General features: G+C 49.2%; 22 protein-coding genes. 14 read left to right on the top strand and 8 right to left on the bottom strand.

Going from position 1 to position 25,208, the window contains the following annotated elements:
* Positions 1 to 43: 43 nt before the first annotated feature.
* A complete protein-coding gene (locus SIL79_RS00790; protein WP_144362130.1) occupies positions 44 to 1,447 on the bottom strand; it encodes a M28 family metallopeptidase in 1,404 nt (467 codons plus the stop codon).
* A gap of 135 nt (positions 1,448 to 1,582) precedes the next feature.
* Between SIL79_RS00790 and SIL79_RS00785 the strand changes: the two genes are divergently transcribed.
* Positions 1,583 to 1,879: an ArsR/SmtB family transcription factor gene (locus SIL79_RS00785; RefSeq protein ID WP_025011907.1), complete on the top strand. Its 297-nt coding sequence runs from the start codon at positions 1,583 to 1,585 to the stop codon at positions 1,877 to 1,879.
* Between the two features lie 62 nt (positions 1,880 to 1,941).
* Here SIL79_RS00785 and rpsT read toward each other — a convergent pair whose 3' ends face one another.
* Entirely contained in the window at positions 1,942 to 2,208 is a 267-nt protein-coding gene (rpsT, locus tag SIL79_RS00780) for a 30S ribosomal protein S20 (protein ID WP_039034886.1), read from the bottom strand.
* A 255-nt stretch (positions 2,209 to 2,463) separates the two neighbouring features.
* Between rpsT and murJ the strand changes: the two genes are divergently transcribed.
* The 12 genes from murJ (at position 2,464) to SIL79_RS00720 (ending at position 16,250) form a co-directional block, all read left to right on the top strand.
* Positions 2,464 to 4,023, top strand: coding sequence for a murein biosynthesis integral membrane protein MurJ (murJ, locus tag SIL79_RS00775; RefSeq protein WP_144362143.1), 1,560 nt, complete (start codon positions 2,464 to 2,466; stop codon positions 4,021 to 4,023).
* Between the two features lie 65 nt (positions 4,024 to 4,088).
* Positions 4,089 to 5,024, top strand: a complete 936-nt coding sequence (gene ribF / locus SIL79_RS00770; protein ID WP_071238256.1) for a bifunctional riboflavin kinase/FAD synthetase — start codon at positions 4,089 to 4,091, stop codon at positions 5,022 to 5,024.
* Positions 5,025 to 5,057: 33 nt separating this feature from the next.
* Positions 5,058 to 7,883 carry an isoleucine--tRNA ligase gene (gene ileS / locus SIL79_RS00765; RefSeq protein ID WP_071477007.1) on the top strand — a complete coding sequence of 942 codons (2,826 nt, stop codon included), beginning with the start codon at positions 5,058 to 5,060 and terminating at the stop codon, positions 7,881 to 7,883.
* 11 nt (positions 7,884 to 7,894) lie between these two features.
* A complete protein-coding gene (gene lspA, locus SIL79_RS00760) occupies positions 7,895 to 8,410 on the top strand; it encodes a signal peptidase II (protein WP_025011911.1) in 516 nt (171 codons plus the stop codon).
* Positions 8,411 to 8,415: 5 nt separating this feature from the next.
* On the top strand, positions 8,416 to 8,838 hold the full coding sequence (gene fkpB, locus SIL79_RS00755; protein WP_039034883.1) for an FKBP-type peptidyl-prolyl cis-trans isomerase: 423 nt from the start codon (positions 8,416 to 8,418) through the stop codon (positions 8,836 to 8,838).
* Position 8,839: 1 nt separating this feature from the next.
* Positions 8,840 to 9,793: a 4-hydroxy-3-methylbut-2-enyl diphosphate reductase gene (gene ispH, locus SIL79_RS00750; protein WP_039034882.1), complete on the top strand. Its 954-nt coding sequence runs from the start codon at positions 8,840 to 8,842 to the stop codon at positions 9,791 to 9,793.
* 255 nt (positions 9,794 to 10,048) lie between these two features.
* Positions 10,049 to 10,594: a type IV pilus modification protein PilV gene (pilV, locus tag SIL79_RS00745; protein ID WP_144362131.1), complete on the top strand. Its 546-nt coding sequence runs from the start codon at positions 10,049 to 10,051 to the stop codon at positions 10,592 to 10,594.
* A gap of 4 nt (positions 10,595 to 10,598) precedes the next feature.
* Positions 10,599 to 11,573: a PilW family protein gene (locus SIL79_RS00740; RefSeq protein WP_039034880.1), complete on the top strand. Its 975-nt coding sequence runs from the start codon at positions 10,599 to 10,601 to the stop codon at positions 11,571 to 11,573.
* 10 nt (positions 11,574 to 11,583) lie between these two features.
* Complete coding sequence (locus tag SIL79_RS00735; protein WP_071477019.1) at positions 11,584 to 12,018, top strand: PilX N-terminal domain-containing pilus assembly protein; 435 nt, start codon at positions 11,584 to 11,586, stop codon at positions 12,016 to 12,018.
* Positions 12,019 to 12,022: 4 nt separating this feature from the next.
* Positions 12,023 to 15,550 (top strand): pilus assembly protein, encoded by a 3,528-nt coding sequence (locus tag SIL79_RS00730; protein WP_162206687.1) that lies wholly within the window; start codon positions 12,023 to 12,025, stop codon positions 15,548 to 15,550.
* Positions 15,551 to 15,558: 8 nt separating this feature from the next.
* A complete protein-coding gene (locus SIL79_RS00725) occupies positions 15,559 to 15,954 on the top strand; it encodes a type IV pilin protein (RefSeq protein ID WP_039034878.1) in 396 nt (131 codons plus the stop codon).
* Positions 15,951 to 16,250, top strand: a complete 300-nt coding sequence (locus SIL79_RS00720) for a TapY2 family type IVa secretion system protein (RefSeq protein ID WP_071477010.1) — start codon at positions 15,951 to 15,953, stop codon at positions 16,248 to 16,250. Before SIL79_RS00725 ends, SIL79_RS00720 begins: the two co-directional genes overlap by 4 nt.
* Before the next feature lie 35 nt (positions 16,251 to 16,285).
* Here SIL79_RS00720 and SIL79_RS00715 read toward each other — a convergent pair whose 3' ends face one another.
* The 5 genes from SIL79_RS00715 to SIL79_RS00695 all read right to left on the bottom strand — a co-directional run bounded on the left by SIL79_RS00715 (position 16,286) and on the right by SIL79_RS00695 (position 23,080).
* Positions 16,286 to 16,693: a CBS domain-containing protein gene (locus SIL79_RS00715; protein WP_071477011.1), complete on the bottom strand. Its 408-nt coding sequence runs from the start codon at positions 16,691 to 16,693 to the stop codon at positions 16,286 to 16,288.
* A gap of 51 nt (positions 16,694 to 16,744) precedes the next feature.
* Positions 16,745 to 18,493, bottom strand: coding sequence for a GNAT family N-acyltransferase (locus tag SIL79_RS00710; protein ID WP_082014313.1), 1,749 nt, complete (start codon positions 18,491 to 18,493; stop codon positions 16,745 to 16,747).
* Positions 18,494 to 18,508: 15 nt separating this feature from the next.
* Entirely contained in the window at positions 18,509 to 19,375 is an 867-nt protein-coding gene (locus tag SIL79_RS00705; RefSeq protein WP_319618899.1) for a UDP-2,3-diacylglucosamine diphosphatase, read from the bottom strand.
* A 511-nt stretch (positions 19,376 to 19,886) separates the two neighbouring features.
* On the bottom strand, positions 19,887 to 21,245 hold the full coding sequence (locus SIL79_RS00700; RefSeq protein WP_319618898.1) for a YjiH family protein: 1,359 nt from the start codon (positions 21,243 to 21,245) through the stop codon (positions 19,887 to 19,889).
* Positions 21,246 to 21,535: 290 nt separating this feature from the next.
* A complete protein-coding gene (locus SIL79_RS00695) occupies positions 21,536 to 23,080 on the bottom strand; it encodes a methyl-accepting chemotaxis protein (RefSeq protein ID WP_039034874.1) in 1,545 nt (514 codons plus the stop codon).
* Positions 23,081 to 23,604: 524 nt separating this feature from the next.
* Here SIL79_RS00695 and SIL79_RS00690 point away from each other — a divergent pair.
* The gene (locus SIL79_RS00690; protein WP_071477015.1) at positions 23,605 to 24,312 is read left to right on the top strand and encodes a DUF998 domain-containing protein; all 708 of its coding nucleotides are present in this window, start codon (positions 23,605 to 23,607) and stop codon (positions 24,310 to 24,312) included.
* A 33-nt stretch (positions 24,313 to 24,345) separates the two neighbouring features.
* Here the strand turns inward: SIL79_RS00690 and SIL79_RS00685 are convergent, their stop codons facing one another.
* Positions 24,346 to 25,206 (bottom strand): U32 family peptidase, encoded by an 861-nt coding sequence (locus SIL79_RS00685; RefSeq protein ID WP_319618897.1) that lies wholly within the window; start codon positions 25,204 to 25,206, stop codon positions 24,346 to 24,348.
* Positions 25,207 to 25,208: the final 2 nt, after the last annotated feature.

The raw sequence follows: 25,208 nt of genomic DNA, 5'->3' as shown, positions 1-25,208 counted from the left end.
GCCGTTCATTATTGAACGGCTTTTGGCTTCTAAAGCGTGTGATTTACTGCTTGGCAGGCAGCGGTCGCAGTTCCAGTTCAGACTGTGCCATCAAATAGGCGAACTGGGCATAGGCCGCAACGTTTTGTGCCAGCGCCTTGGGATCTATCTTGTCCAGGGTATCGTTGGGGGTGTGGTGGTAGTCAAAGTAATCGGTACCATCCTGGCGCAGGGAGGCCACAGGAACGCCACTGGCCGGCAACATGGAAACATCCGGACCACCATAGGCACTGTTGTCACCGGCGGCAACGCCGTTTTGTTGCATCACCTGGGTCAGTTGCTGTAGTTTGGGCAGCACTTGCTCATTGACCTGAAAGTCGATGCGGTAGATAGGGCCAGCCCCGAAATCCGATTCGGCGGCGATATAGTGTTTATCCAGTTCTGCAGCGTGGGCCTTGGCATAAGCCTTGCCACCAACCAAGCCTATCTCTTCGGCGGCATAGAGCACGACACGTATCGTCCGAGCCGGCTTTTCCGGCAAATCTTGAATAAGCTTAGCGGCCGCGGTGACAATCGCGACCCCGGCACCGTCATCTATAGCGCCCGTGCCTTCATCCCAGGAGTCCAGATGAGCCCCTATCAGTACGATTTCATCTGGCTTGCTGCTACCGGTGACTTCGGCGATGACGTTATAGGAAATGGCGCTGCCCTTGTTCTTGGGAGACATCTTCAAAGAGAGGGTTATATCGGCAGAACGCTTGAGCATGGCATTGACCAGATCGGCATCCGGCGCTGACATGGCCGCCGCCGGGATCCGCTTTAAGCCTTCTTCATAACGCATGGTGCCGGTATGGGCCATACGGTCATGATCTGTACCTATTGAACGGATAACTATTGCCAGGGCACCTTTTCGCGCAGCCTCTATAGCGCCTCGTGAGCGGCCCCCTACGCTCTTGCCATAACCTTTACCTGTCTTGTGTCGCTCGGTTTTCTGATCGATAAAGACAATTTTGCCGGCAACATCATCAGGGTTGGCTTCTTTAAGTGTAGCGAGGCTGTCAAAACGCACTATCTTGGCCGTGATACCTTCAGTAGGAGTGGCCACACTACCTCCCAATGCCGTGATAACCAGAGGCTGTTGGAAGGGGGTCACTATGCTGGCACTGGCTTCACCGCGTTCCCACACCGGAACTTCCACAGCTTCTTTATAAACACGGTCAAAACCCAGTGACTGTAGCTTTTTCTCCGCCCAGGCAACCGCCACGGCGTCTTTTGGGCTACCAGCCAGGCGAGGGCCGACTTCCACAGTTAAAGATTCCACAATTTGAAAGCCGAGGTCAGAACTGAGGGCTTTTTGCTGCAATGACTCAGCAAGCAGTTGATTTGTATTGGAAGGTGAGGGGGATTGACAGCCAATAAGTGATGAAATCAACAGTGGAAGTAACAGGGCGGTTCGATAGCTTTTCATGTGTTTCCTTTGTTTTTATTAGGTATGTCCCATTTTTGAAAACAATCTAACAAAAAGTGTGCTTTATGTCCCGACTATCTCCGTAAGGCAAGGCTATATTAGGGACGGAGTTTGTATTAGGAGAATAGGCTCGTCATGAATATTGAGTTGATGCAGCAGCGAGCGGACCATGCCGTCGTGTTATTGAAGGCGCTGGCCAATGAGAGGCGTTTATTTATTCTGTGCTATCTCCTGAGTGAGGGAGAGATGTGCGTTGGGGAAATGAACAAGAAACTGGGATTGAGTCAGTCGGCTTTGTCTCAGCATCTGGCTTGGTTGCGTAAAGACAATCTGGTGGCCACCCGCAAAGAAGCCCAGACAGTGTACTATTCGCTCAAGAGTGAAGAAGTGCGCGAAATCATCAAGCTGTTGAATAACATCTATTGTCATTGATGTTATTGAATTTTAGATATAAAAAAACCGGCAATGCCGGTTTTTTTTATACAGGTATCGAATTAAGCAGCCAGTGCTTTGATACGAGTGTTCAGACGAGCCTTATGACGGGCAGCCTTATTCTTGTGGATCAGGCCTTTGGTTGCCATACGGTCAAGAATGGGTTGTGCAACAGCGAAAGCTTCAGTAGCCGCTTTGTGATCGCCAGCTTTGATAGCAGCGATAACTTTTTTCACGTAGGTACGCAACATAGAGCGACGGCTAGCGTTGTGTTGACGACGCTTTTCTGATTGAAGCGCGCGCTTCTTTGCAGTCTTGCTATTAGCCAAGGTGCAACTCCTAAAAACTGGATTTGATACTTTTAAAGGCCGAGGAGAATGCCCGGTTTTCGTCACTTTGTCAATGACAATGATTGAATATCCATCATAAAGATAAATTAATCCAACCTGATTTGGCTATCCTCAACCCAACTCGTGTAAGATGTGGCGCAATTCTACCAGCAATTGCTGGCATGTGACAGAGCTTAAGTGGAATTTTTGAGACTTGCCGCCGTTTATGGCGGCTTGAGTCTTCTGGGGGAATATTTGAGCAAAAAATTGGTACGGTCCGGCGCTATCGTCAGCGTCATGACCTTGATTTCCCGTGTATTGGGATTAATACGGGATGTGGTAGTCGCCAACTTGATGGGCGCGGGCAGCAGTGCCGATGTGTTCTTTTTTGCCAACAAGATCCCTAACTTTTTGCGGCGATTGTTTGCTGAAGGTGCTTTTGCTCAGGCCTTTGTACCTGTATTGACTCAGTATCAGGAGAAAGAGTCCAGCGAAGAGGTCAAACTCTTATTATCAAAGGTAGCCGGTACCTTGGGGTTATTGGTAACAGTCGTGACCTTGATTGGGGTTTTGGCTTCGCCAATATTGACCGCTTTGTTTGGTGCAGGCTGGTTTATGGCCTGGGTTAATGATGAGCCTGACGGCGCCAAGTTTGAACTGGCTTCGTTAATGTTGAAGATCACTTTTCCCTATCTTTGGTTTATCACTTTTACCGCCTTGGCCGGCTCGATTCTCAATACCCGTGGCCGTTTTGCCGTTTCGGCCTTTACTCCGGTATTTCTCAACGTCGCCATTATCGCTGCAGCTCTGTGGTTGAGTCCTACCCTGGATAAGCCTGAAATCGGTTTGGCCTGGGGGGTGTTCTTCGGTGGTGTGATTCAGTTTTTGTTTCAAATTCCTTTTCTGCTGCAGGAAAAAGCGCTGGTCAAGCCCTCTTGGGGCTGGAATCATCCCGGGGTGGTTAAAATCCGCACTTTGATGATCCCGGCGTTATTTGGGGTTTCTGTGTCACAAATTAACCTGCTGCTGGATACTTTTATCGCCAGTTTTCTGGTTACAGGCTCCATCAGTTGGCTCTATTATTCGGATCGCTTGTTGGAGTTCCCGCTGGGGTTATTTGGTATTGCCATTGCTACCGTTATTTTGCCTGCTCTTTCCAAAAAACACGTTAATGCAGAGGGGGAGGGGTTTGATCGCACTATGGATTGGGGGGTTCGCGCCATTCTGCTGCTGGGTTTACCGGCCATGATGGGGCTGATTGTATTGGCTCAGCCCATGTTGATGGTGCTTTTTATGCGTGGTGCCTTTAGCGTCAATGACGTGGAAATGGCTTCCTATTCTCTGGTGGCCTACGGCTCAGGTTTGTTGAGTTTTATGCTGATCAAGGTGCTGGCGCCCGGATATTATGCTCGTCAGGACACCAAGACACCTGTGCGTTATGGCATCATTGCTATGGTTAGCAACATGGGTTTCAATATTATTTTTGCCGTGCCATTTGGGTATGTAGGACTGGCCATTGCTACTTCTCTGTCTGCTTTACTCAACGCGTCTCTTCTATATCGCGGTTTGCATCTGGCTGGTGTATATAGAGTTAGTAAGCAAACTATTATCTTTTTTATCAAGGTCTTATTGGCAACGGCGGCAATGGTTTGCCTGTTAATTTACTTTTCACCAGAGCAGGCGCAATGGCTTGAGTGGTCGTTTGTTGAGCGATTCGCTCATCTGTTTTCCCTGATACTCGGCGGTGCTTTAGGGTACTTTATGGCATTGGTACTGTTTGGGATCCGTCCGTGGCGGCTCAAAGCCCGGAACTGAGGGCTGATTCTGCTGCCGAGCTGTTATATAATCCGCCAATTTACGTTTGAGCAGTCATTGATTTCATGGAACTGATTCGCGGAATACACAATATATTGCCGGCCCATCGCGGTTGTGTGCTGACCATAGGTAACTTTGATGGTGTACACAGGGGCCATGCCGAAGTGATAGCCAATCTGGTCAAAAAGGCGCGTCACTTTGGTTTGCCGGCCACCCTGATGACATTTGAGCCGCAACCGCAGGAACTGTTTCGCGGCCAGGATGCCCCTGCGCGCTTGAGCCTGCTTCGTGATAAGGTCAGGTTGCTTGCTGAACTGGGAATAGACAGACTTGTGTGTGTCAATTTCAATCAAAAGTTTGCCCAGATGCCGGCCAAGGAGTTTGTCGAAGAGTTGCTGGTGCGTAAACTTGGGGTCAAGTATCTGGTGGTCGGTGACGATTTCTGTTTTGGACGGGCGCGTCAGGGCAACTTTGAGCTGCTTCGCACTGCCGGTGAACAACACGGTTTTGCGGTAGTCAGTACCCAAAGCTTTTTGGTTGGCGATCACAGGGTCAGTTCCACCATGGTCAGAGAAGCACTGGCCAAGGGCAATCTTGATCAGGCCAGACGTTTATTGGGACATCCCTATACTCTCAGTGGTAAGGTGGCACATGGCAAAAAGCTGGGCCGGACGCTAGGATTCCCCACAGCCAATATTGCCATGAAGCGTAAAGTGGTTCCCGTGAGGGGCGTTTTTGCGGTCAGGCTCTGGTGGGATGGTAGCGAACAATACGATGGCGTTGCCAATGTGGGTTTTCGCCCCACGGTTCAGGGACAAAACTGCCAGTTGGAAGTGCACCTGTTTGACTTTGAAGGTGACCTCTACGGGCGTAAAGTAGAAGTGGAATTAGTGGCCAAGATCCGTGACGAGAAACCGTTCGAGTCCCTTGAGGCACTTAAGAAACAAATAATGAATGACGCTGATGAGGCTCGCGCCTTACTCAGCAATGAAGCAGGCTGAGCTCTCTTAGCTAAATTAATGGTATTAGGATCAATGAGCGACTATAAATCAACTTTGAATTTGCCGGAAACCGAGTTTCCGATGCGTGGTAATTTGGCAAATCGCGAGCCAGAGATGTTGAAACGCTGGACCGAGGAGAATCTGTACCAACAGATCCGTGATAGCCGTATTGGCCGCAAGCTTTTCATTCTGCACGATGGCCCTCCATATGCGAATGGCGATATTCATATTGGTCACTCAGTTAACAAGATCCTCAAAGATATTATTATCAAATCCAAGACCTTGTCGGGGTTTGATGCGCCTTATGTGCCAGGTTGGGACTGCCATGGTCTGCCGATTGAACTCAAGGTAGAACAGAAAGTTGGTAAGCCTGGACAGAAAATTTCTGCCGCCGAGTTTCGTGACGAGTGCCGTAAGTATGCCGCCAAACAGGTGGATGGTCAGCGCAATGACTTTATCCGTCTCGGCGTACTCGGTGACTGGTTCAAACCTTACCTGACCATGGATTTCAGCACTGAGGCCAACATCATTCGCTCATTGGCTAAAGTGATCGACAACGGCCACCTGCACAAAGGGGTTAAGCCGGTGCATTGGTGTACCGACTGTGGTTCTGCCCTGGCCGAAGCCGAAGTGGAATATGAAGACAAGACTTCACCGGCCATAGACGTGGCCTTTGCCGCCGTGGATAAGGCTAAAGTGCTAGCTGCTTTCGGGGTTACTGAGTATCAAGCGCCAGTCTCCATGGTTATCTGGACTACTACTCCCTGGACCTTGCCTGCCAACCGCGCTTTGTCACTGAGTCCTGATTTGGACTATGTGCTGGTAGAGATTGAGTCTGAAGAAGGTGCCAAGCAAGCGGTTATTCTGGCGGAAGCCCTGCTGGAAAGCTGTATCACCCGTTATGGTGTCAAGAGCCATCAGCTCCTGGGTCGCGCCAAAGGTGCCGAGCTTGAGTTGATGCAGTTCCAACATCCTTTCTATGATTTCAGTGTGCCGGCGATCCTTGGCGATCACGTGACCACAGAGTCCGGTACCGGTGTGGTACACACTGCCCCTGGACACGGTCAGGACGACTTTGTGGTTGGCCAGAAGTATGGTTTGGAAGTGGCTAACCCTGTAGGTGATAACGGCGTTTACAAGGCAGATACCCCGCTGTTTGCCGGCAAGCACGTGTTCAAGGCCAATGATGAAATTGTAGCGCTGCTGCAGGAAAAAGATGCCTTGCTGCACCGCGAAGCTTATCGTCACAGCTACCCTCACTGCTGGCGCCACAAGACTCCTATTATCTTCCGCGCCACACCGCAGTGGTTTATCTCCATGGATAACAAAGGGCTGCGTACTCAAGCTATGGGTGAAATTGAGCAAACCCAGTGGATCCCGGATTGGGGACAGAGCCGGATTGAGAAGATGGTCGAGAACCGTCCTGACTGGTGTATCTCGCGCCAACGTACCTGGGGCGTGCCTATCACTCTGTTTGTTCACAAGGAAACCGAAGAGCTGCATCCAGACAGCGTGGCTTTGATGGAGCGTGTTGCTCATCGCATTGAGCAGCAGGGCATTCAAGCCTGGTGGGATCTGGATGAGTCTGAACTCCTGGGTGAAGATGCAGCACAGTACCGCAAGGTGACCGACACTCTGGATGTTTGGTATGACTCAGGTTCTACCTTCTCATCAGTGGTTGCCGCCCGCCCTGAATTCCAGGGGCAGGGAATTGACCTCTACCTGGAAGGCTCGGATCAGCACCGTGGTTGGTTCATGTCATCACTGATGATTTCAACCGCCATGAACGGCAAGGCACCTTACAAGCAGGTACTGACCCACGGCTTTACCGTGGATGGCAAGGGCCGCAAGATGTCCAAGTCTATCGGCAACGTGATTGCACCACAGCAGGTAACCAACAAACTGGGCGCCGATATTCTGCGTCTGTGGGTGGCTTCTACCGACTACAGCGGTGAAATGACGGTATCCGATGAGATCCTTAATCGTAGCGCCGATGCTTATCGCCGTATCCGTAACACCGCCCGCTTCCTGCTGGCTAACCTGAGCGGTTTTGAACCAGAGACAGACATGATTGCCATCGAAGACATGGTGGCACTGGATCGCTGGGTGGTGCGCCGCGCCGCCAAACTGCAGGAAGAGTTGCTGGAAGCCTATGATGCCTACAACTTCCATATAGTGACCCAGAAGCTGATGCAGTTCTGCTCGGTTGAATTGGGCAGCTTCTATCTGGATATCATCAAGGACAGACAGTATACCGCCAAGCGTGATGGTCACGCCCGTCGCAGCTGTCAGTCGGCTCTGTATCTGATTGCCGAAGCCATGGTGCGTTGGGTGGCCCCGATTCTTAGCTTCACTGCCGATGAAATCTGGCAGTTGCTGCCCGGTAAGCGTGACGCCTATGTGTTTACTCAGGAATGGTACCAGGGCCTCAAGGCTGTCCAGCTGGACTCAGATTTGAGTGATGAATACTGGGCACAGTTGCTGCAGGTTCGTGATGAAGTCAACAAGGCACTGGAGCAAGGCCGCCGCGATAAGCTGATCGGCGGCGCGCTGGAAGCCGAGGTGACTCTGTTTGCCGATGCGGCGCTGACTGAAGCTTTGGCCAAACTGGGTGACGAGCTGCGCTTTGTGCTGCTGACCTCCAAAGCCGTGGTTAAGCCGCTTGCCGATGCGCCTGCCGCTGCCCGTGAAACTGAGCTGGCATCACTTAAGCTAAGCGTTGCCAAGTCAGAAGCGGCCAAGTGTGATCGCTGCTGGCACCACAGAGAAGACGTTGGCCAGATCGCCGAGCATCCGTTGCTGTGTGGCCGCTGTGTGACCAATATCGAAGGAGAAGGTGAACAGCGCCTGTTCGCCTGAGGATAATAAACATGCCCGCAGACTGGAAACAAAGTGGCCTGCGCTGGTATTGGGTGGCTGTGTTGGCCTTTTTGGCTGACCAGCTGTCCAAACAGTGGGTATTGGGGAACTTCAAGCTGTATGAGTCGGTGCAGCTGTTGCCTTTCTTTAATCTGACCTATGTGCGTAACTATGGTGCCGCCTTTAGCTTTCTCAGTGATGCCGGTGGCTGGCAGCGTTGGTTGTTCACTGCCGTCGCTGTCGGCTTCAGTGTGTTGCTGACCGTTTGGCTCAGACGGCAATCGGCTGGATTGTGGCGCCTTAACCTGGCTTACACTCTGGTGATTGGCGGCGCACTGGGAAATCTTGTTGATCGCCTGATGCATGGCTTTGTGGTGGACTTCCTCGATTTTTACTGGAAAACCAGTCATTACCCGGCATTCAATATCGCTGACTCGGCTATCTGTGTTGGCGCAGTCCTGATCATCTGGGATTCATTTTTCGGCGGTGACAAGGCCGCAGCCAAGCAGAATGAAGCCAAGGAGTAACGCAGATGTCTGATGTAAAATCCCTCTTGTGCCACCTTAATATATTGCTGGAAGACGGCTCGACTGCTGACAGTACCAAAGCCTCCGGTAAACCTGCCAGGCTCAATATTGGCGACGGCAGTCTGAGCCCGGCGTTTGAAGCTGAGCTTCTTGAGCTGAAAGCCGGCGATAATCACAGCTTTACCTTGGCCCCAGCCGATGCTTTCGGCGAGTCCAATCCCGACGCCATTCATCACTTGGATCGCACTCGCTTCCCGGCAGATATGACGCTGGAACCCGGTGTTATAGTCAGCTTTGCTGGCCCTGGCGGCAGTGAAATACCCGGAATAGTGAGGGAGATAGCCGGTGATTCTGTCACTGTGGATTTGAACCATCCGCTGGCGGGCCACCAGGTGACCTTTGAACTGGAAGTATTGCAGGAGCTTTGATATGTCAGTAGCAAAATCTACCGGTCTTAACATATTACTGGCCAATCCCAGAGGCTTCTGTGCCGGTGTTGACCGGGCTATCAGCATAGTGGAACGGGCGCTGGAACTCTTTTCCCCGCCTATCTATGTGCGCCATGAAGTAGTGCATAACCGTTATGTGGTTGAAGATCTCAAGCAGCGGGGGGCGATTTTTGTCGATGAACTGGATCAGGTGCCCGACAACAGCATAGTGATTTTCAGTGCTCATGGGGTGTCGCAGGCGGTGCGCAATGAAGCCAAGCGTCGTGGTCTTAAGGTGTTTGATGCCACTTGTCCTCTGGTGACCAAGGTGCATCTGCAGGTGACCCGCGCCAGTCGCAAGGGTATTGAGTGCATTCTTATCGGTCATGCCGGCCATCCCGAAGTGGAAGGCACCATGGGGCAGTACGATAACCCTGAAGGGGGAGTCTATCTCATTGAGTCTCCGGCCGACGTGGATGCATTGCAGGTGAAAGAGCCGGACAACCTTTGCTTTGTTACCCAAACCACGCTGTCGGTGGATGATACCCTGGATATTATTGCCGCGCTGCAGAAGCGGTTCCCTTCGATTGAAGGGCCCAGGAAAGACGATATCTGCTACGCGACCCAAAACCGTCAGGATGCGGTACGTAAAATGGCCCAGGATGTGGACTTGCTGATTGTGGTTGGCTCCAAAAACAGCTCCAATTCCAACAGACTGCGGGAATTGGCGCTCAAGTCTGGCACTCAGGCCTATCTGGTCGATAACGCCGATGATGTAGAACGTGAGTGGTTTGATGGTGTCAGCAAGGTTGCGGTTACTGCCGGGGCTTCTGCTCCTGAGGTGTTGGTGCAGCAGGTTGTTGAGGCTATAGCTAAATTGGCGCCGAGCGTGGTGACCGAAGTGGAAGGGCGCAAGGAAGATACCGTATTTGCCGTACCGGTTGAGCTAAGGTAAGAAACCGCGAGTTTATCGCGCTTATTTAAGCGAACAGCATTTTAAAAAGAGGCTATCTAAGCCTCTTTTTTTTATGGAAAAAATACTTCTTATCAGGCTTGAATTTATTAGCGATACTTGTTACTGGCGATTTACATTCGACTCAACTATCATTAACAGGTATTATTGTTGCGTTTAGCTAACTATAAGATATTAAAGAACTAATAGGCTGAATTTATTGTCAAAAACATGGCGCTGTCTGGAGATTTGACACCTATGAAAAAACGCAGGGAGGGGTTCTCTCTGATTGAGGTTATGGTAGCGCTCGTCATTTTGGTGATAGGGCTTATCGGGATATTTAACTTACATATAGTAGCCAAGCGCGCCAGCTTTGAATCATTTCAACAGACTCAGGCTGCCTACTTTGCCAACGATATCCTCAATCGAATGAAGCTCAATAACAAGGTTTTGAGTAGTTATGAGGGCTCCTATGATGGAAGCGGAAGTGCCCCTGCAAAATCCTGTGATGTGGGCCTTAGCGCCACTGTGACCTGCACTACTGCCGAGACTTTGGCTTGGGATCTTTACCAATGGCAGGAGCTCTTTACCGGCGCTGCTGAAAAGGCAGATAGCCGGAATGTCGGCGGCCTCGATAGCGCCACTGCTTGTCTGACTGTCAAAGGCAGTGATGTCACTATCGTGATGGCATGGCGAGGCATTCAGGAAACCGCCGGCACCGCCTATGAAGCGACTGACTGCGGCGATAGCCTGGGGAAGCGTCGGCGGGTTTTTATCCTCAAGACTGTGATTAACCAAGGTTAAGGCGATGAGTGTGACAAATTCAAAGCAGTCGGGTTTTTCTCTGGTTGAGCTCATGGTGGCCATGGTTATCAGCCTGTTTCTGACACTAGGCTTGTTCGCCATGTTCAGTATGTCTGCCACCAATGTTACTACCACAGGGCAGTTCAATCAGTTGCAGGAAAATGGCCGTATCGCGCTGGCTATCATGGTACCGGATCTGAGTCAGGTAGGTTTCTTCGGAGATATGACGGGTACAGACTTTGTGCTGGGTACCAATACTCGGGTCGATAATACAGTTGGGACAGATTGCACCGGCGAGGGGCTCAACAACGCCACTCTGCCTAATGATAAACCTGCCCACTTCAGACGTCTTTGGGGCTATGAGGCCGGGGTGAGTACCGGCTCACTGAGCTGTGTCAGTTCAGTGATTGATAGGACAGATGTGATTCAGATTAAACGTCTGGTGGGGCCTCCCGGTACCGGCGGTGGTTTTCGGGTAGCGACAACGGCCAGCCAGGCGGTGTTTTTTAACGATACAGATCCCGCCCTTGAAAACCAAAGGGTGTGGGAATATCAACACCATGTTTACTTTATCAAAGACAATAACGGCGTGCCGGTTCTGACCCGCAAATCACTTTCTAAAAATGGAATGGATGTGGACGAACCCTTGGTCGAAGGCATAGAGAATATGCGCATTCTCTATGGGTTTGATGAGGATGGTGATGACACAGCCGATAGCTTTATGCCGGTGCAGAGTGTGACGGATCTAATGTGGGATAACCAGCTGTTTCAGCGAATTGTGGCCTTGAGAGTCTTTTTACTGGTACGTTCAGTTGCAGAGGACAAGGCATATACAAATGAGAATACCTATCAAATAGGTGATAAAACAATTACATACCCAAGGCCTGACAAGAATGACAATGTAAAACCTGATCACTTCCGCCGTAAGGTGGTTTCGACCACTGTGGTGCTTGAAAACCCGGTGTTGATAAGGAATTAAGTAGATGAAGATAAGGCAGCAGCGGGGAGTTGTACTTTTTTTTGCACTTATCCTCCTGATTATTTTGACCTTAATTGGTGTGGCACTGGCGGTTAACTCCAGTCAGTCGCTGCGCATGGCCGGCGCCGGTGCCGAGCGGGTGGAAGCCAAAGCCTTGGCCGATGGTGGGTTGCAGGCGGTTATTACAGAGTATGCCGGGGCGCCATTTGCGAATGTTAAAGATGAAGTGGGTTTGGACAGATTTTATGGTAAGCAGGTTATTTCGCCTTTACCGGAAACAGGGGTGAAGGATGTTAGTTGTCAAAGAACCTCCAATGCTACCGGAGCCAATTTAGTGAGTTGTCGCCGATTTCAGATAACAAGTACAGTCAGTTATGGCCGCGATAGCCTAGGTTCGTTAACGGTTGCATCCGGAGTTGAACAGCAAATACTTACAGGAAACTAAAATTATGTTTAATAAACTATTACTAAGTGTTCTGATGGCCATGGTTGTAGTTTCTGGAGTTACTATTGCTGATGATACAGAACTTTACCTAATTGATTCTACAGTCAGAAGTGGTAAACGTCCGCAAGTGCTATTTATCTTCGATAATTCGGGGAGTATGTCCACCGAAGATGAAAATGCTATAAGTTCATACTGCTCTGAAGAAGATTATAATAATAAACGTTGCACGTACGCTGATGGTTTTTCTGATTACCTTACTGGATATGCAGGCTATATTAATGAAAAAGGTATATATTGGAACGCTGGAGGTATAGATAATACGAGTACTATGCCTGTGCCTGATGACCCAACAGAGTCCCGTAGATTTTATAGTGATAATAATAATTGTCAGCTTGCCGCTGATGCATTAACTTCTAGAGGGCGATATACTGGCTATTTGCGGGAGTTTAAACTGAAAGGGAATTCCGGTAAATGGTATTCTCTGGCAGATAATGAAGGGTTTAATCAAGGGCAGATTGTTGATTGTTACGAGGATATATTAAATGAAAATCCTGGCAATCCTGGGAAAAATAAGAAGGGTGGAGATTTTCCTTTAGGGTATCCTATAGATTCAAAAGATATGTATACAGTAGGTACGGACGATGTCGCTAGTCAGTACAGCTTAGACCATACTGATTTCGGAAAGGGGTCTCCTGTCACCCTGTATACTGCTCATTATCTAGTTTGGTATGAGTGGGTCACAACAACTGAAGATGGTAAAAATAGTGGTGGAACTGGAACAAGGCTTGAGGTCGCAAAGGAGGCTTTAGTTTCAGCTCTTACAGATTTGGCTATTCCAATCGATGCGGGTTTAGCCGTATTTAATCTTAACTACCCTGAAGAGGGTGATGCGAATGGTGGCAGAATCGTATTCGATATAGCGGAAATGACCGATGGTAATCTAGCCAGTCTTACATCATTAATTAATGGTATGCCGGCGCAGACCAATACCCCCTTATGCGAAACATTGTATGAAGCATATCAATATTTTAGTGGTGGGCCTGTAACATATGGCAATAAAGATGCTAATGGGAAAGGTCTTTTCAATATTGATGACTACATTCCTAATAACCCGCCAAGTATTATATCTTCAGGTAATTACTCATCACCGTTTAAAAAATGCCCTGATACCGCATATGTTATCTATATTACAGATGGAGCACCAACTTTAGATAATAGCGCTAATGCGAATATTTTATCTTTGACTTCATCTTCAGATAGTGCTGCTGATTATTCTGGGTTTGAGTTTGTGAATGATGATGGTGAGGAAGAGGTTAGTTATTTTCCAGCATTAGCTGCTTACATGTATAACAATGACTTGGTTAAAGGTATTAAAGACTCAACAGGGATAGATAATAAACAGAATGTGCGAGTTTTTACAATAGGTTTCTCCGAAGGCGCGGAGACGGCCGCAGCTCTTTTAGAGGAGGCGGCTTTTAGAGGAGGTAATCCAAGAAATGACAATGGTATATCTAAAGGTTATTATGTTGCTAAAACTGGGTTAGATTTAGTTGGAGCTATGGATGATGCTCTGAAGTCAATTTTATCAATAGACTCTTCTTTTACCTCACCAAGTATTGCCAGCAATAACTTTGATAAAACTCAAACTTATAATTCTGCTTATTTCGCGATGTTTTTACCCGGTGAGGGGCCCAGGTGGAGCGGTAATCTTAAGAAGCTTAAAGTTAATTCATCTGGAGAAATTGTTGCTCCTGGCGGCACTACTAACGCAATTGATCCTAGCGGAAATATTGCACCGACCGTGTGTACTTATTGGAACGCTTGTTCTGGGAATAAGATTGATGGTAATAAGGTTAACTCAGGCGGAGTGCTTCCAACTTTACAGGATAGTTTAAAAGGTAGAGCGATAAAGACTAATGTAGGCAATGGTTTGGTAGACTTAAAAAGCTCAAGCTTTAGCTCTGCTTACTCTCAAGATGATCTAGATTGGTTATATGGCGTTGACGTGGATGATGATGATGGTGATAGCATTACATCAGAAGCTAGAGAAGATATAATGGGTGATCCTCTCCACTCCAAACCCTTGGCAATTAACTTTGGTGGAACTCCAGATGATAAAGGAGAAAATCTTGATGTTAGAATACTAATTGGTACTAATCAGGGTTTAGTACACATGTTTAAAGACTCAGATTCAGGAAGCGGTGATTATTCTATTGGTAATGTTCAAGAGTCATGGGCATTCATACCCAATGAATTATGGGGAAATGTCCCTGAGTTGCGTAGAAACTATGAAACTGGAGTACATAGTGTTTATGGAATGGATTTGTCTCCTATCGCTTATACTGAAACAGACTCAGCCGGAAAAGTGTCTAAGGCTTGGGTCTATTTAGGTATGCGAAGAGGGGGGAGTTCATATTATTCATTAGATATAACAAACCCAGATAGCCCAGTTTTTAAATGGATGATTAATTCTGACAGTGCTGGGTTTGAGGAGCTAGGTGAGTCATGGTCTGAACCTGTCATTACTCATATCCCAGGTGTTAGTGGCCCAGTGTTGATAATTGGCGGGGGGATGGCTTTTTCTGGAGGAGCTGGTAATGCTATATATATAATCAATGCTGCTACTGGTGAACTGATAAAGAAATGGTCTGAAGTTGGGATGAGTAGCATTCCCAATAGAGTCGCAGTACTTGATAGTAATAATGACGGTTTAAGTGACAGAATTTACGCTTCAGATGTGAGTGGGCAAATATGGCGAGTCGATATGCCTAGTAATGAGATGTCTAAATGGCCTATCTTTATGTTTGCCTCTATTGCTACCTCAGGTTCTCCTAATGATAGAATGTTTTTTGTTGAGCCAGTTGTGGCTCAGACTCAATTCAGCAATATACATAGTGATAATGGGGCTTTAAGTTATCAAAATATCCCTTATGATGCAGTAGCTATTGGTAGCGGGAATCGAACTCATCCTCTAGGTACAGCAACAGACGATATGTTTTATGTATTTCAAGATAGAAATGTTGTGACTCAATATTTTTCAGACGGTACTCCACAGCCATTGGGTCTTGAAGATTTGTATGATGTTACGTCGTCGGCTCCTGCATCTCAATCTGAGGATGTTGCCTTTGGAACAAAAAGAGGATGGTTTTATAATTTTGGATCTTCAGGGGAAAAATCCCTATCAGCATCATTAATTTTTGACGGCAAGGTGTATTTTACATCTTTTGTTCCGCCAGTTAATTCAGATATAGATTTAGATGCAGGGATATGTGGATTTGCCGGTCAAGGCCGTTTATATGTATTTGACTTGCATAAGGGAACACGCAGTTTTAGTGAAGTTTTTTATGATGTTGGGGAGAGAGTGCCAGATACTCCTCAAATAGTTATCCCTAAACCAGAGACTGATGAGGATCCTACTGCATATATTATCGGCGTAGGAAAGGGTGAGTGTGAAAATGGTGATTGTAAAGGAACAATTTCTCTGGGAAGTGGTTTAACGACCAATCGAATTTATTACCATGTAAATGAGTAGGATAAGAGATGAAAAGACCAGCGGGTTTTACCCTGATAGAAGTCATGATCACTGTGGTCATTATCGGCATACTGGCGTCTATCGCTTATCCATCTTATGTGCAGTACATTGCCAAGAGTACTCGCTCCGAGGCTCATGCGGCCTTGATGCGACTGGCCAATCTGCAGGAGCAATACTATTTGGATAATCGCACTTATGCCACGGATATGACCAAACTGGGGCTCAATGCCAGTCCCTTTATTACTGAGAATGGTCATTACAGTATCGCGTCAACCGGCACAGCGGATTTCACCCTGACCGCAACGGCACAAGGAGCGCAGGCCAGCCGCGACAGTAAGTGTAAAACGCTGACCTTGACCGATGCCGGGATTAAAAGTGGTGCTTCAACGGAGTGTTGGAAATGATGAGATCAATTAAATATGGTTTGTTGCTCCTACTGCCCGGTATGCTATTTACAGCCCAAGCCGCCGAGCGGCAGGATGTTAAATGTCACTTGATTACCAGCAAGGGAGAGCAGATTGCCTTTTATCGCTGGGACTTGGACAAGCAGCAGCTATTTATGGCGCGTTTGAGCGGTAAGTCGTTAAAGGATGCCCGCGGTAAGCGTTACTTTATCAGGGAAGCCAGAGAGTGTGTGTTGCTCAAGGAAGCATTCAGCTCTGAGAAGGCTCGTAAGTTGGATGAGATGACTCTAAGATAATTTTCCCTAAGTCATGACACTTGAGCCAGTTCGGGTTAACAGCAATAGGCTCGCAATAGATCCTTCCAGGTCACTATACCGACAATTTCGCCGTCTTCCAGTACCGGCAGTGAACCTATATCTTTCTCCAATAAGAGCCTGGAAGCCTGCGCCAGGCCTACGTGTGGCGCAACGGTTACAGGGTTACGGCTCATTACTTGGTGTGCCCGCTTATTGAGGGTTTCCAGATCTCTGCTGCTGGCGGTATCGCTGCCAAGGTTGGGGCTTAAGGCCCGCAGCAGATCACGTTCGGACAGGACGCCTTCCAGCTTGCCTTCATCATTCACTACCAGTAAGTGATGAAAGCCTGCATGATGAAATATCTCTTTGGCCACACTCAGGCGATCGTCCATTTCCACTGTGACAACCCGAGTGATCATGATATCGGCGATGCAGAGCTGCATAGGGATCCTCCATAACCTTTCCTTTGTTATATCAGAGCCCTGTCAATAATGCTAACTCAGAGTATTTTCATCTTGCTGATTGAGCTCCTGCAGATGGCAATCGATATAGCGGCTGCGTTTTTTGAACTTGAGTTTGTCCAAGTCCACCAGCACCAAGCCATCGATACAGTCGGCAAAGTCGGCATCCACTCCAAAGGCGAGGAAGCGCACCCCATCAGGCTGACAAAGTTCGCCGTATTGCTTGTAGAGAGTTGGCACAGCGGCTCCCATACTGGCAAGGGTCTGCTTGAGCTGTTTAAACGCGTCTTGATAATCTGAATCGATATAGAGTTTGTCCAGCTCAGTCTGGCGCTCAGGTGACAGACCAAAAGGCGCGAAAGACTGTGCCAGTTGTGTCTTACAGGGAAACTGCTGCAGGTAGAAGTGCACCAACATCTCCTTGGCTGGTGCCGGCAGTTGGTTGCTTATGGTCACCGGCCCGAATAGATAGCGGTAGCCGGGATGACGAGCCAGAAAGGCACCTATGCCGTACCAGAGGTAATCGAGACTGCGCTTCCCCCAATATTTAGGCTGTACAAAGCTGCGGCCGAGTTCCAGGCCCTTGGTGAAATAGGGCGAAAATTCAGCTTGATAGTGAAACAGTGACTCACTGTAGAGGCTTTCTCCGGCACTGTGCAAGTTCGCAACTTCGGCAAAGCGGTAGGCGCCGACTATTTCCAGCTCCTTGGGATCCCAGAGCACCAGGTGCAGATAACTGGAGTCGTACCTGTCTATGTCTCTGCGTTTTCCCGTACCTTCACCTACGGCGCGGAAAGCCAGTTCCCGCAGCCTACCTATTTCCCGCATCACAGGGCTGCTGCCCTGATGGCGGTAGAGGAAAATCTGCTTGTCATCCTGAGTTTGACCAAGCTGCTCGCACTGCAGTAAAGCCTGTTGCAACTCACGACGTTTTTCAGGATGGGCGATGGCGCTCTGGGTGTTGAAAAGTGGGCTACGATTCTTGCCGATGCGATAGAGATGGTTCTTCAGCAGACTGACCCGGGTTTTGAGCGGGAAGTTACTGCCGCTGACCGCTTCTGCCGGGATAAGCTCGCCGATACGCACCGGCAAAGTGTTACTGGCTTGTTTAAACATCTCCTTGACCAACAGCAGGGTAGCCAAAGGTTTATATAACATGGAAGCGCCGTAAAAGGTCGCCGAGTTCTTGGCATCGACATACATGGGCAGCAGCGGCGCATTGCAGCTGATAGCCATCTTCAGGAAGCCGGTTTGCCACTGGGTATCGCGAATGCCGTTTGGTCTGAGCCGGGAAACCTCACCCGATGGAAAGATGAGCACAGCGCCTTCACTACGCAGATGTTGATGGATCTTCTCCAGGTGTTGTCTGGGGGTGCCGCCTGTCATATTGCGAACCGGCAGCAGGATGTTGTGCAGTGGCGTCAGTGTCATCAGCAGCTCGTTGGCAACTACTTTAATGTCAGGCCTGACTTCGCTGATAAGTTTTATCAGCACCAGAGCATCCAGCGAACCTATTGGATGATTGGCGAAGATAACGACCCGGCCCTGATGGGGAATGTTTTCCACCTCACTGTCCGGCACAGTATAGCTGACGGCAAAGCTTTCCAGCACTTGTTCAACAAAATCCACGCCCTTGAGAAAACTGAATTGGCCGGCGATATCATTGCACTCCCGCTCATTGAGCAGATAACGCAGTAAGGCCTTGGTTGGCTTGGCGAGCCAAGGCTTGCTGTTGATATTGGGCAGATTGGATTCCACAACTTTATCGACGGTAAACATCATAATGGGGTACCTGATTTAAGCAGCTTGTTGTTCTTGTCTCTGCCAGGCGAAGCGTTTCAGTACTTCGGTCCGGCCCAGTTGTTCATTCCAGCGCTCGAGTTGCAGCTCGCCCTCGAGGGTTTCGGTCAATAGGGTGCAGTTCTCTACCCAGTCACCATCATTGGCATAGATAAAGCCGCTCATTTCCGTGAGCTCGGGCTGGTGAATATGGTCACAGATGATGCCGTCCACCTTCTGCTTGCGGCCATAGCGCACCACGGCTTCGCGAAAACTGTTGATGGCTTGCTGGGCCTTGCCGACTCTTTGCTTGATAAAACCGGCCAAAGACCAATAGGGGTACCCGAGACGGCGGCGAACCTTGTGCAGTTGGCGGTTGAGAAACATCAAGACATCGTAGAGGTGATCGCCGAGGCGGGCGGTGATGCGGCCGATACAGACTTCGGAGTCAAACTGATCGCCATGCAGCATCAGCAAGGTTTTGCCGCTCAGGGTTTGATGTCGGTACTCTTTGCTGATAATGACGTCGGCGAGTTGCAGCTGATGGTAGTCCTTAAACAGCTCGTCATGGTTGCCGGGCAGATACACCAGCTTGATGCCGCTCTGTGCCATCTGCAGCAGTTTTTGCAGCAGTTGGTTGTGACTCTCGGGCCAGAATACCCGGCGTTTGAGGGCCCAGATATCGACTATGTCCCCCACCAGATACAGCACCTTGGGCTGAACGCTGTTTAGGAAGTGCAGCAGGTATTCGGCCTTGCAGTCAATGCTGCCCAGGTGAATATCCGAGAGCCAGAGGGCGTTGAGCTTGATGACAGGCTCGGCTGCGCGGCGGGAGTATGGGCGAAATGTCGATGGTTTGTTGACCAATGACTTGCTGTCTTTCATCGCGGCTCCTGGATAAAACCAGTGAAACGGGTTTGACTGTGAAAGACTCTAAGTCAGTTATTTGACCTTGAAGTGACGTCTCGATGACCTTATTGTGACGCCCCGAACTCATCTCGATATCATTTGGCAATATGATGCGGAATTCGCTGCCATGCCCCGGTGCACTGATCAGGCGGATCTCGCCGCCAAGCACTTGAGTCACCAGTTTAAATTCCCGCAGTTGTTCATGGGACTCTCTCGACGGAGAGCTGTTTGAAGCTGCGGCTCCGCTTGGCGGCGCGCTCCAGGTTAGTCAGCATCAGTCGGCAGCAATCGGCCATTTCACTTTGGTACTGTTCGCAAATCTTGCTGATCGACATCCTTGGCGTAAAAGCACTTGTTGAAGGCTTTAACATTCTCTGCCAGATGCGAAGCCGCGGTGACACAGATACTTACGGGGGGATTTCATGGGTGATGCTGCAACAACGGCCGCATGTAGCGGCCGTTGTCGGGAGGTTAGGTTACATTGCTCCTAGAACAGCAGATGTGCCATCCCGGCAATCACAGGCAGGGTGACCAGAGTACGCAGCAGGAAGACGGCGAACAGCTCCCAAATTTTCACCGGTATCTTGCTGCCGATAAGCAAGGCGCCTACTTCACTCATGTAGATCAATTGGGTGACCGACAGCGCCGCAATCACAAAACGTGTCATGTCGGCTTCTATGCTGGTGGCCAGAATCGAGGGGATAAACATATCGGCAAACCCAACGACTATAGTCTTGGAGGCCTGTGTTGCTTCGGGGATTTGCATCAATTCCAGCAGCGGAATAAAAGGCATGCCAAAATAGTCAAATACCGGGGTGTATTCGGCGATGACCAAAGCTATGGTGCCTATTGCCATCACGACAGGGAGTACCCCGAAGATCATATCGATGACATTCTTTACCCCTTCGGAGAGCACCTTGAATATACCGCCGGTATTGGCTGCCTTGGTGAGCGCCAGTTCCAGCCCCCAGGACAGGGAGTTATGGCCTTGCGGCAGTGACTCATCATCTTTCTGCCTGGGACTGCCATCAATATAGAGATCTTTTTTGCGTGACAGCGGCGGCAACTTGGGCACAACTATGGCGGCAACAATACCGGCCAGACAGACCGTCAGGTAGAAGGGCACAAACATCGCCTGCAGTTTTACTTGAGTGAGCACCACAAGGGTAAAGGTGATAGAGACTGCCGAGAAGGTGGTGCCGATAACCGCCGCTTCACGTTGGGTATAGAAGCGGTTTTCATACTGCTTGCTGGTGAGCAGAATACCAACGCTACCATCCCCGAGCCAAGAGGCCATACAGTCGATGGCGCTGCGTCCCGGCAGGTTAAATACCGGTCGCATCAATTTGGTCAGTAAGGTACCGAAGAGTTCCAGCAGGCCAAAATTGAGCAATAAAGGCAGGAACATACCGGCAAAAAAGAACACACAGAAGAGTAGCGGCAGCAGGTCATTCATTACCAAGGCGCCGGTGGAATCGGCTCTGAGTATCTCAGGGCCAACCTGGAAGAAGGTCAGGCAGATAAATATTGCTCCCAATACTCTAACCAAGAGCCAGGCAGGGCTGATATTCAACAGAGAGTTAAGAAACTTGCTGTGGCGGACGAAGCCGGGACGAAGGAGCTTTACCAATACACTGGCAGTGGCCATAAATACTACTATGGCGCAAATTATGCCGGTCAGATAATCATTGAGCAAACCTTTGAGTTCACCGGCCAACACAGCTACAGGGATCGTCAGTTCGTTGTTATAACTGATAGGTGTCATAAAGAGTAAGACACCGAGCAGGGATGGCACCAGGAAGGTGAGTATGGTTGCTATGTTGCGGGGTTGTTTTTCGTTTGCCACGTTTGTTACACCCTGAATTTACACTAATGAATGAGTAAAAAGTTACTCGCCAGGGGCAATATTGGCTTTGGATGCATTTTCATTCAGCCAGCCCCAGAATTTAAGGGGGCAAGATTACCCCCTTAATGCGGCTATGTAAATTCATTCGCTGTCAGTTCTGTCTCTTTGATCACAACAGCATAGTTATTAGCAGTCTTTGCGTAATTATTGTTTGAGCAGTTCCTAATAAAAAAGTCTTCAAAAATAAATAGTTAAATAATTGTTGCTCGAGTCAAGTCCAGGATTGAGCCTTAACCGAAGGTTTGTCTCAGATTCAATGACCTGTCGGCACTGGCCTTTAATTGCAATACGGCGTGCTCTACTTGACCTAGGGCAGAAACGTTGTCACGGGTGGCGCCATGAATCATCTGGATGCCACTTGCTATTTCCTGTACCACTTGCCCCTGCTGAGTGGCTGCCACGGCATTTTGTCTGGCGAGATCGTGTATTTCACTCATTCCCTGGTTAACTGTGTTGATGGACTCTACTGCCGATAATGCTTCGGTTGCACATTTCTGTGCTTGGTGTCTACTGGCTTCCATCTCAGTGGCCCACTTGGTCAGCATGCTGAACATAGTCTCTATGCTGGCTGAAATGCTTTTGGTGGACTCTTGGGTTCGAGCCGACAAGGCTCTGACCTCGTCGGCGACTACGGCAAAGCCGCGTCCCTGTTCACCGGCTCTGGCTGCTTCTATGGCTGCATTGAGGGCCAGCAAGTTGGTTTGATCGGCAATGGCATCGATTTCCGACATGGCATTGGCAACTTGCTGAGCTTCATCGTTCAGATGCTTGGCATTGGAAGCCGCCCTGGCAACATCATCGGCTAGGTGGAGAATATGTTTGCTGTTCTGATGCATCACATCCCGGCTTTGACGACAGAGGCCATAAGCCTCATCTATACGGCCAGAAGTAGCCTGAGTATTGTCGGCTACCTCACTGATTGTGGCGTGCAACTCTTCGATAGCGCTGGCAATTTGATGCATCTGTTGCTGCTCCAGATCCATGCCGACTCTGGCCTGCTCGGTGGCCACCACCAACTGAGCGGCAATATCATTGGTTTTCAGAGCTTGATCCTGAGTCCTGCCCAATACGCCTTGAAGCATGGCAGCTTTACGTTGTAACTGGAATTCGAGCACAGATGAGGTGTCTTGCCCGGCATAGATGAAGCGACTGATAGAGTCGTACTCTTGCTTGAGTGTCATCAGTCGGGCGGGAATACGAAAGGCTTCGTCATAGAAGATTGCCAGATTGAGCGCCATCAATATGGCCCCGGCCAACATCACTCCCCATCCCCAAATATAACCACAGAGCAGCAGACCAGCCCCAGCCATCAGTGCTGAAAGCAAGCGTTTTTGTGTCAGCGTCAGTGGATCTTTGACTTCTTTCCCTTGGTTCAGACGGTGGTAAACTTTGATGGCCCGCTTAACAGTCTCTTGGCTGGGCTTAACCCTGACGGATTGATAACCAATGATTTTTCCCTGTTCAAAGATGGGGGAAACGAAAGCATCGACCCAGTAAAAACCACCATCCTTACAACGGTTTTTGACCAATCCCCGCCAGGATTGGCCCGCCTTGAGGCATTGCCACATTTCGGCAAAGGCTGCTTTGGGCATGTCGGGATGGCGAACCATGTTGTGGCTGTGGCCCAATAGCTCGACTTCAGAGAAACCCGAGATCTTGGCAAAGGCAGGGTTGACGTAAGTGATAACGCCGCGAAGATCTGTGGTGGAAATGAGTTCGTCGGTGGATTGCAGACAGACTTCCCTGTCCGTAGTGGTGGAATTCCTTGTGGACATCTTTATTCCGGCTCAGAGTTAGTGGCCCTATGTTGATTCAGGCCTTATTATCGTTTTAAGTGTGATAAGCATAACATTTTTGTGGTTATTGGGGGGAGGGCTTTTTTGACAAATCTTTTAGGAACCAGTATTTGCATATCATTGATATGAATACTAATTGTAAAATTCTGTGGTCAGTGTTTTGGCCGGGATAAAACGCTATAAATAAACTGGCTATCGGCTGACTACAGTGGAATCTGCTGGTGCATTTTTGCCCTTGGACAAGCCATGTCAATTTCCGTGGCTGTCATCATCTTGACGATTAGAATCAATATCATCAATTAGTTGCTGAATAAGCCAGGGGCCAACGAACCGGAATCTATACTCTGGTGCCAAAATGCAATAATTCGACCGGGAGCGACTTTTGTTGTTTAAACTCGGGTAAATAAGCGATCAGTAACGCAAAAAGACCTTGCCCGGACTTTAAAAAAAATCTGGAGCATGTAAGTTAGACTGCAGAAACCTAATCCGGGGCAAACACTGGCATGTTAAGAAGACAGAGACTGGCAAGAATGGCGTTGAGCTTTGGTTTGCTGGGACTCTTTGGACTGCTGCTGGGCCTGGGGTTGGTTATCTTGGGCTATCAGAGTGGCGATGGCCGGGGCTTCAGTTTACTCAATCACAGTTTGAGTGAATTGGGCAGTTATGGTCATTCATCTTTGGCAGTGGTTCTTAATGGTGGTCTGTTCTTTGGCAGCCTGAGTTTGGTACTCTGCTGGTTGTTTATCCTGCAGCTATCTCGCCAATTGAGTGGTCATCTTCTTTATCTCAGTTTGACTCTGACCTGTATGGCGCTCGCCGGGGTGGGCTTATTTCCGGTCAATGTCTATCATCTCCACACTATGATGTTGAAGTGGTTTTTCATCTTTGGCTGTATCAGCGTAGGCTGCTATCTAATTTATCTAGTACAACGCCCCTTTGTCGCGGCCACCTTATGGACCTTAATCCCGGCGCTTATCAGCGGCATCAGTTTGGGCGCTTTTCTGTTTTTGCCATATCTGGAACTTGGTATTACCGAGGGGGACAATCCTTTTTACTATGAGTTGGTGCTGCAATTACCGCGCCCCGACTTTTGGTTGCCGGCGGTGCTGGTATGGCTGGGACTCGGCAGTTTTATGCTCTGGGTCCTGTGTTTGCTGCTGTGTACAAAAGAGGCTCCCGATGAACAGGAGCCTGTTGAACATCCATATTAAAAGCCCAAACACGAGCTTGCGTAAGATTTTGATTTAACGTCTATAGACCATGCCTGGCGCGCCGTGCCAGTATCCATTACAGGCTTCATTGCTCGTTTCGGCGTCGACTTCACTCCCTGCATCTTGCCGTAAAGATTCCGCCAGAGCGATAGAATCATGGCCATCGGGTGATACCCTGAACCAGTCAACGCCCAAACGTTTTATTTCTGGAATATCCCGTCTGAGATCGCAGCGGCCTGCCGATTGAGTCTGGATACCGTTGAGTCGCAATAGCGGCTGTTGCTCCTGGGTTTGTGCGACCAGGCCTTTGGGGTGCTGGATGCATATTGTCTGACAGTCATCTTTCGCCAGTCCCCGATGGCGGGCAGTGAAACAGCGGGCCGAGTGGGCCAAGGGCAGATAACCATAGCCCAATAACTCGACTTCAAAGCTTGGTGCGGGAGTAGTGACTTTCTGTAGCCAAGTCTTTGACAGCTCAATGGGCATCACAAAGCGCTGCATGCCCCATTGGTGCAGTTTGTCCAGGCTGGCTCTGTTGTAGTTATTGATACTGGCGCCACAGACAAAGGGCAGTCCCTGTTCTCGCGCCATACCTACGGCGGCCATATCGTTGGCTTCAACCATAAATTCGCCATTATCAAGTTGTTTCTTAAGCTCTTTAAGCTCGGATTGTGCTTCTATCAAGGCCAAGGTTGACAGTACAATCTGTTTACCGGCGTCTTTGAGTTCATGGGCCAGGGCCAGATAATCGGCAAACTTCATCTGCCTGCGGCGGCTGCAAACGGCTTCTCCCAGATAAATCAGTGGAATAGTGCTGTCTGCTACTTCACGGTAAAAGGCTTGTACCTGTGCTTTAGGCCAGCAATAAAGCAGCGGGCCAAGAGAAATATTCATAG

Source organism: Shewanella indica, from assembly GCF_033842865.1.
GTDB classification, from domain to species: Bacteria; Pseudomonadota; Gammaproteobacteria; order Enterobacterales; family Shewanellaceae; genus Shewanella; species Shewanella indica.
The sequence above is the reverse complement of the archived record's forward strand: the minus strand, read 5'-3'. Positions and strand labels throughout refer to the sequence as shown.